The organism is Corallococcus sp. AB049A (genome assembly GCF_003668885.1).
GTDB lineage: Bacteria > Myxococcota > Myxococcia > Myxococcales > Myxococcaceae > Corallococcus > Corallococcus interemptor.
In genome coordinates this window covers 22,387-30,385 of the sequence record NZ_RAWL01000054.1, presented here as the reverse complement: position 1 = coordinate 30,385, position 7,999 = coordinate 22,387, and the positions used below count along the sequence as shown (strand labels likewise).

At 70.8% G+C, this 7,999-nt stretch carries 4 protein-coding genes; all 4 read left to right on the top strand.

The genetic code is table 11. The features are described from left to right. Positions 1-6 precede the first annotated feature (6 nt). The 4 genes from D7X55_RS08625 to D7X55_RS08610 all read left to right on the top strand — a co-directional run bounded on the left by D7X55_RS08625 (position 7) and on the right by D7X55_RS08610 (position 7,979). Positions 7-1,065 (top strand): SIS domain-containing protein, encoded by a 1,059-nt coding sequence (locus D7X55_RS08625; RefSeq protein ID WP_121722773.1) that lies wholly within the window; start codon positions 7-9, stop codon positions 1,063-1,065. Beyond that, positions 1,065-2,237 carry an N-acetylglucosamine-6-phosphate deacetylase gene (gene nagA / locus D7X55_RS08620; protein WP_121722772.1) on the top strand — a complete coding sequence of 391 codons (1,173 nt, stop codon included), beginning with the start codon at positions 1,065-1,067 and terminating at the stop codon, positions 2,235-2,237. Before D7X55_RS08625 ends, nagA begins: the two co-directional genes overlap by 1 nt. A 57-nt stretch (positions 2,238-2,294) precedes the next feature. Continuing rightward, positions 2,295-4,055 (top strand): glycosyl hydrolase family 18 protein, encoded by a 1,761-nt coding sequence (locus D7X55_RS08615; protein WP_121722771.1) that lies wholly within the window; start codon positions 2,295-2,297, stop codon positions 4,053-4,055. Between the two features lie 261 nt (positions 4,056-4,316). After that, positions 4,317-7,979 carry a DUF3857 domain-containing protein gene (locus D7X55_RS08610; protein ID WP_121722770.1) on the top strand — a complete coding sequence of 1,221 codons (3,663 nt, stop codon included), beginning with the start codon at positions 4,317-4,319 and terminating at the stop codon, positions 7,977-7,979. Positions 7,980-7,999 lie beyond the last annotated feature (20 nt).

Below are 7,999 nucleotides of genomic sequence, written 5' to 3'. Positions count from 1 at the left end.
GCTGTTATCCCCTTGCGCGTGGACTCCACTCCGACGAACTCCTCCCTGCCCGCCCTCGCACGTGAGGCCGCCGAGGCACCGGCCGCTGCCCGCCGGCAGCTCGAGCGCTGCCGCGACACCTTCGCCTACCTGGGCGCCCGCCTGCGCCGCACGCCTCCCCGCTTCGTCGTCACCTGCGCCCGGGGCAGCTCCGACCATGCGGCCGTCTACGGCAAGTACCTCATCGAAACCACGCTGGGCCGCGCCGTCGCCTCGCTGGGCCCCAGCGTCGCGTCCGTCTACAACACGCGCTCCCTGGAGCTGCGCGACGCGCTCTTCATCGCCGTGTCCCAGTCCGGCCAGAGCCCCGACCTCCTGCGCATGACCGAGGCCGCCCGAGCAGGAGGTGCCGTCGTGCTCGGCTTCATCAACGACGAGACGTCACCGCTGGCCGCGCTGTGCGACGTGCGCATCCCGCTGTCCGCCGGCCCCGAGCACAGCGTCGCCGCCACCAAGTCCTATCTGCTCTCCGGGCTCGCCTTCCTCCAGCTCGTCGCGCACTGGTCGGACTCCGCGGAGCTGCATGACGCCGCCCGGCGGTTCCCGGACGCGCTGGAGGCCGCCGGGAAGCTCGACTGGTGGCCGGCGCTCGCGACGCTCAAGGACGTCAGCAGCCTCTACGTCGTCGGCCGGGGCAGCGGCCTGGGCGCCGCGCTGGAGATGGCCCTCAAGCTCAAGGAGACCTGCCGTCTGCACGCGGAGGCCTTCAGCACCGCGGAGGTCCTCCACGGTCCGCTCGGGCTCGTGCGGCCGGGCTTCCCCGTGCTCGCGCTGGGACAGGAGGACAACGCCGCGCAGGGCACGCGCGACGTCGTGAAGCGCATGGTCGAGCTGGGCGCGAACATCCACTCCGCCCTGCCCGTCCCCGGCGCACAATCCCTGCCCACGCTGCCGGACCTCCCCGCGGCGCTCGCGCCCCTGTGCCAGGTGCAGAGCTTCTACTTCGCGGTGCACCAACTCGCGACGGCGCGAGGCCTGGACCCGGATGCGCCCGCGCACCTGCGCAAGGTCACGGAGACCGTGTGATGCCCACCGTTCTCCAGGGCGCTCGCGTCTTCACCGGGGACCGGGTCCTCGAAGGTCACGCCGTCGTCATCGAGGACGGCACCGTCCGAGCGGTGGTGCCCCAGGCCGAAGCTCCCACAGGGGCCACAGTGCACACGCTGCCAGGTGACACACTCCTGGCCCCCGGGTTCGTGGACGTGCAGGTCAACGGCGCGGGCGGCGTGCTCTTCAACGACACGCCCACCGAAGAAGCCGCGCTCGCCATCGCCGCCGCCATGCGCACGTGCGGCACCACGGGCCTGCTCCCCACGTTCATCACCGACGACGCCGCCCGCATGCGCGAAGCCTGCGAGGCCGCGATAGCCGCCACCGCGCGCCCCGGCGGCGGCGTGCTCGGCATCCACCTGGAAGGCCCCTTCATCAGCCGCGAACGCGCGGGCGTCCACGTGCCGGCCTTCATCCGCACGCCCGACCCGCGCGACCTCGACTACCTCACCGCCCTGCCCCGCCGCTTCGCCGCGCACGGAGGCCGGGTGCTGATGACGCTCGCTCCCGAGTGCGTGGACGACGCCACCCTGCGCCGCCTCGTCACCTCCGGCGTCGTGCTCAGCGCGGGCCACACCGCCGCCACCAGCGAGCGCACCTCGCAGGCCCTGAACGCAGGCGTGCGCGGCTTCACGCACCTGTTCAACGCCATGCCCCCGGTGATGAACCGACAGCCCGGCCCCGTCGCCGCCGCGCTCACCCATGACGACGCGTGGTGCGGCGTCATCGCGGACGGCGTGCACGTGCACGCGGACAACCTGCGCCTGCTGCTCAAGGTCAAACCGCCGGGCAAGGTGTTCCTCGTCACGGACGCCATGCCGCCCGTCGGCACGCCCGTCACGTCCTTCACCCTCCAGGGACGCACCATCCTGCGCCGCCACGGCCGCCTGGAGACCGAGGACGGCACGCTCGCGGGCGCGGACATCGACATCACTGCGGCCGTGCGCCACTGCGTCCACGCGCTCGGTGTCCCCTTGGAGGAAGCGCTGCGCATGGCGTCGCTCCATCCCGCCACGTTCATGGGACTGCATGGCCACCGGGGCCGCATCGCGCCCGGCCATCGCGCGGACCTCGTGCTGTTGATGCCGGACCTTTCCGTCCACAGCACATGGGTGGGCGGACAGCCGAAATCCAAAGCCAGCCATTAACCCGGAAAAATGGGTGCGTGACTCCTTCCGCGTGTACCGCAGGCGAGGAGAACACGAATGCGTCGTAGCAAGTGGATTGTGGGCCTGGTGGCGTCCGCGCTGACCGTCGCGGGCTGTGGTCAGGAGTCCTCCGCTCCCGAAGCCGAAGGTCCGGGCAGCGTGACGAAGGCACCGCTGGAGGCCGCGTGGGCCGTGGGCGTCGCCTACTCCGTGGGCACGCGCGTCACCTATGAAGGCCGCGTCTATGAATGCCGTCAGGCCCACACGTCCCAGGCGGACTGGACGCCCACGGCCGTGGCGGCGCTGTGGCTGGACCTGGGCCCCGTGACGGGCGGCGGCGACACCACCGCCCCCGTCGTCACCGCGTCGAGCAGCAGCACCAGCGTCACCGCCGCGGGCTCCATCACCATCTCCGGCAGCGCCACGGACAACGTGGGCGTGACGAAGATTGAAATCCTGGAGAACGGCACCCTCGTCGCCACCGCGTCGTCCTATACGCGCGGGTTCTCCGGCTCCGGGCAGAACGGCACGTACACGTACACCGTGAAGGCGTACGACGCCGCGGGCAACGTGGGCACCAAGACCGTGAGCGTCGAGGTGGAACTGCCCGGCACGCCTCCTCCGCCGGGCGGCAAGAAGATCGTCGGCTACTTCACCGCGTGGGGCATCTACGGCCGCAACTACCAGGTGTCCAACGTCCCGGCGTCGAAGCTCACGCACATCAACTACGCGTTCTCCAACATCTCCCCGGACGGCAAGTGCATCCTCGGCGACCCGTTCGCGGACATCGACAAGGGCTTCGGCTACCCCGGTGAGTGGGACCCGGGCGCGCTGCGCGGCAACTTCCGCGCGTTCAAGGAGCTGAAGAAGACGAACCCGAACCTCAAGCTGCTCATCTCCATTGGCGGCTGGTCCTGGTCCAAGTACTTCTCGCAGGTGGCCGCCACCGCCGCGTCGCGCACCGCGTTCGTGAAGTCCTGCGTGGACCTGTACGTGAAGGGCCAGTTCCCCGGCGTCACCCCGGCCAACGGCGTGGGCGTGTTCGACGGCATCGACGTGGACTGGGAGTACCCCACCGGCGGCGGCCTGCCGGACAACATCAGCAGCCCCGCGGACAAGGTGAACTACACGCTGCTCATGCAGGAGTTCCGCACCCAGCTGGCCGCCGTCACCTCGCAGACGGGCCAGCCCTACCTGCTCACCATCGCGTCGGGCGCGTCACCGGACCTGCTCGCCAACAAGCAGGAGACCGTGAAGCTGGCCGGCATCCTCGATTGGATCAACGTGATGTCCTACGACTACCACGGCGCCTTCGAGAGCACGGTCAACTTCCACTCCGCGCTCAACCGCGTGACGGGCGACCCGGGCGCCAACGACGGCTTCTACACGGACGGCTCCATCGCCAGGATGCTCCAGCTGGGCGTGCCCGCTTCGAAGATTGTCGTCGGCGTGCCCTTCTACGGCCGCGGCTGGGGCAACGTGCCCAACGTGAACAACGGCCTGTTCCAGTCCGGCGTCCCCACCAAGGGCACCTGGGATGACGGCCAGTCCGGCCTCACCGGCGTGTTCGACTACAAGGACCTCAAGGCCAACTACGAGCGCGCGGGCTCCGGCTACTCGAAGTTCTTCCACCCGGAGAGCAAGCAGGCCTACCTCTACAGCCCCACGACGAAGGTGTGGGTGGCCTACGACGACGTGCAGAGCATGAACGCCAAGTCGGACTACATCCTGGCCAAGGGCCTGGGCGGCGCGATGTTCTGGGAGCTGAGCGGCGATGACGGCAGCCTCGTCAACGCGCTCTACGACAAGCTCCACTGACGCATCCCCCCAACGGGGACGCACACCCACCGGGGCCGGCACGGGCATCCATGAGCCCGCGCCGGCCCTGTGCGTTTTCGCGCGCGGGCCTTCACGGGCCCACCCCGCCCCACACCGGTCCGGCATAGAGTGGGGCGCGGATGGGTTGCCTGCCCGCCGTCCGGGGCCACATGCAGGGGAAGGCCGTGACGGGTCCGCCTGTTCACTGGCGTCACCGCCCCCTGCCTGCCCCCGGGCGCCGTCGAACTTCGAGGAGAACGGATGTCGCGTTTCACATCGCTGGCCGCACTTGTCGTGCTCACCTGCCCCGTGCTGGGGCTCGCGAAGCCGAACGCAGACGACCGGGCCCGCGAGTACGCGGCCGAGGCCGTCAAGGCCGCCAACTCGCCGCGCGGCGCCGCCGCCCTCCTGCGCATGCACGCGCTGGTGGATGACGTGGAGGACCTCACCCCCCTGGTGAGCACCTACCAGCAGATTGCGTCCCGCCGCTCGTCGGACGTGAACACGCGCACCACCGCTCAAATCCTGCTCATGGACGCGGAGCGCTCGCGCGGCCGGATGGTGCGCGCCAACGAGGTCCGCCAGTGGCTGGGCTTCGTCAACGACTACTACGTCGTGGGCGGCTTCGAGAACGAGGGCAAGGCCGGCTGCGACACGGACTTCGGTCCGGAGGCCGCCAACCTGGACCTCACCGCGCGCTACCCCGGCGCCAAGGGCCACGAGGCCACCTGGCGCAAGCTGTCCGTCAGTTCCGCGGACGGCTACGTGGACCTGGCCACCGCGGTGCGCCCCAACAAGGAATCCGTCGCGTACGCGCTCACCTGGCTGGAGGTGCCGCAGGACACGCGCGTGCCGCTGGCGCTGGGCACCTCCGGCGGCTACCGCCTGTGGGTGAACGGGCAGCTGGCCTCCAAGGAGGACCGCTACAACCTGCCGCGCCCGGACCAGACGCGCGTGTCGGTGAAGCTCAAGAAGGGCCTCAACCGCGTGCTGGTGAAGGTGTGCCAGGAGTCCGGCCCGCTGGGCTTCTACCTGCGCTCGGAGTCCGCGTCCGCCCGCGCCTCGCTGCCGGCCAAGGCCCCCGCCCTGGAGCGCATGCCCGCGCCCGCGCCGCAGCCCCTGCCCACGCTGACCTCGTCGCTGCGCGCGCTGGTGGAGAAGAACCCGGACGACGCCCAGCTGCGCGGCGACTACGCCCAGGTGCTGTCCTTCTTCCGCGCGTATGACGAGCGCGAGCACACCGCCAGCGCCGAGGCCGCGCTCGCGGCGGAGACCGCCCCCAACGACGCGCGCCTGCAGCACCTGGCCGCCAACACCCAGACGGACGACCTCAACGAGCGCCGCCGCTTCCTGGAGGCCGCCGTGAAGGCGGACCCCACCTACGCCCCGGCGCGCCTGGCGCTGGCGGACCACGAGCTGGACCGCGGCCACCCGGAGCGCGTGCAGCCGCTGCTCGCCCCCCTGATGGAGGTGGAGGACGGCCGCAACGTGCCGGGCGCGCGCCTCTTGCTCGCCCGCGCGGCGGAGGCCCTGGGCGAGCGCGCCCGGGCGCACGCGCTGGTGGAGGAGGCCTTCCGTCAGCAGCCGCGCGTGCCCCGCGTGGTGCGCGTGGCCGCCGCCGCGTCCCGTCAACTGGGCCGCGACCAGGAGGCCATGGACCGCATGCGCGTGGTGCTGGCGCTGCGCTACGACGACGCCAACACCCGCCGCCAGCTGGCCTCCATGCTCGCGGACGCGGGCAAGGTGGACGCCGCCGAGCGCGAGTACGCGAAGCTCACCGACCTGAACCCCTTCGACAACGGCAGCCGCGTGCGCCTGGCGGAGCTCAAGGCCGCCAACGGCGCCGTGGAGGAGGCCGCCGTCCTCTTCACGGAGGCCAAGGCCCTCTCCCCGGACGAGCCGGAGGTCTACGAGCGCGAGGGCCGCGCGCTGCTCGCCGCCGGTCAGCGCGAGCCCGCCCTGGCCGCCTTCGAGAAGTCGCTCCAGCTGCGCCCGCAGAACCCCGGCCTCAAGGAGGCCCTGCGCACGCTCAAGGGTGAGTCCGAGAGCGCGGGCACCCAGTACCTGGTGGACGCGAAGCCCCTGTCCAAGGAGGCCGAGGGCTACATGAACGAGGACGCCCTCTACCTCGTCGACAACACCTACGTGCGCGTGCAGAAGAGCGGCCTGTCCAGCCGCATGCAGCAGATGGTGGTGCGCGTGTACAACCAGCGCGGCGTGGATGCGTTCCGCAGCGTGCCGGTGACGTACTCGCCGGACCGCCAGGAGGTGCGCGTGCTGCGCGCCCGCGTGACGAAGCCGGACGGCTCCGTGGTGGACAGCTACGGCGACGCGGACCGCAACATCAACGAGCCGTGGACGGGCATGTACTACGACGCCCGCGCGCGCATCCTGTCGTTCCCGTCGCTGGCCGCCGGTGACACGCTGGAGCTCACCTACCGCCTGGACGACACCGCGCAGGACAACCTGCTGTCGGACTACTGGGGTGACGTGGAGAGCGTCCAGGGCGTCTACCCGAAGGTGCGCTTCCAGTACGTCGTGGACATGCCCAAGGAGCGGCCGCTGTACTGGAACAAGAGCCGCCTCGCGGGCGTGGAGCAGCAGCAGGAGGCGCCGGAATCCGGCCGCACCGTGTACCGCTTCGGCGCGAAGCACGTCTCCAAGGTGGTGCCGGAGCCGGGCATGCCGGGCTGGGCGGAGGTCGCGCAGAACCTGCACATCTCCACGTACAAGACCTGGGACCAGGTGGGCCACTACTGGTGGGGCCTGGTGCGCGACCAGTTGCAGCCCAACGCGGAGCTCAAGACGACGGTGGACCAGGTGCTCACCGGCGTGGACCGCAAGGACCAGCTGGCCGTGGTGCGCGCCATCTACTCGTTCGTCGTCACCAACACCCGCTACGTGGCGCTGGAGTTCGGCATCCACGGCTTCAAGCCTTACAGAGTCGACCGTGTGCTCGCGCGCCGCTTCGGTGACTGCAAGGACAAGGCGAGCCTCATCCACTCCATGCTGAAGGTGGCGGGCGTGGACAGCCGGCTGGTGCTCCTGCGCATGCGCAACCTGGGCGCGCTGGACGCGGAGCCCGCGTCGCTGGCGGCCTTCAACCACGCCATCGCGTACGTGCCGAAGTTCGACCTGTACCTGGACGGCACCGCGGAGTTCCACGGCGCGAAGGAGCTGCCCAGCGCGGACCGCGTGGCCAACGTGCTGGTGGTGGACCCCAACGGCACGAGCAACTTCCTCACGACGCCGGAGGCGAAGGCGGAGGACAACAAGACGACGCTGGCCATGGACGTCGCGCTGCGGCCTGACGGCGGCGCGGACGTGAAGGGGCAGAGCAGCGTGTCCGGCCAGTCCGCGCCGGAGTACCGCCGCGCCTACCGCCCGGAGTCCACGCGCAAGTCCACCTTCGAGCGCGCGTGGGCGCAGAGCTTCCCCGGCCTCACCGTGCGCGAGGTGAAGCTCAGCGACACCACCCGCCTGGACGACGACGTGACGCTGGACTTCGGCATGGGCATCCCGCGCTACGCGGAGGTGCTGCCCGGCGGCAGCCTGCGCTTCCTGCCCTTCGGCACGGGGCGCACGTATCAGCAGGCGTACGCGTCGCTCGCCGAGCGCCGCTTCGACCTGGTGATGCAGAGCCCCTGGGTGAACACCTTCAAGCTGCGCTACACGCTGCCCGGCGGCTACACCGTGGCGGAGATGCCGCAGGCGGTGGAGGAGACCACGAAGTTCGGCCGCGTGAAGCTCAGCTACCGCGTGGAGAACGGCGCCCTCATCGCCGACGGCGAGGTGGCCCTGTCCGTCGCCCGCATCAAGGCGGACGAGTACCCCCAGTTCCGTGAGTTCCTGGGCCGGGTGGACCGCGCCTTCGGCCGCCGCATCCTCCTGCAGGGGCCGGGGCAGAAGACGGCTTCGCGGTAATCGCGGACACTCGCGTCGCC

Coding starts and splice junctions, on each gene's coding strand:
- nagA (WP_121722772.1), top strand. CDS start 1,065: ATGCCCACCGTTCTCCAGGGCGCTCGCGTCTTCACCGGGGACCGGGTC.
- D7X55_RS08615 (WP_121722771.1), top strand. CDS start 2,295: ATGCGTCGTAGCAAGTGGATTGTGGGCCTGGTGGCGTCCGCGCTGACC.
- D7X55_RS08610 (WP_121722770.1), top strand. CDS start 4,317: ATGTCGCGTTTCACATCGCTGGCCGCACTTGTCGTGCTCACCTGCCCC.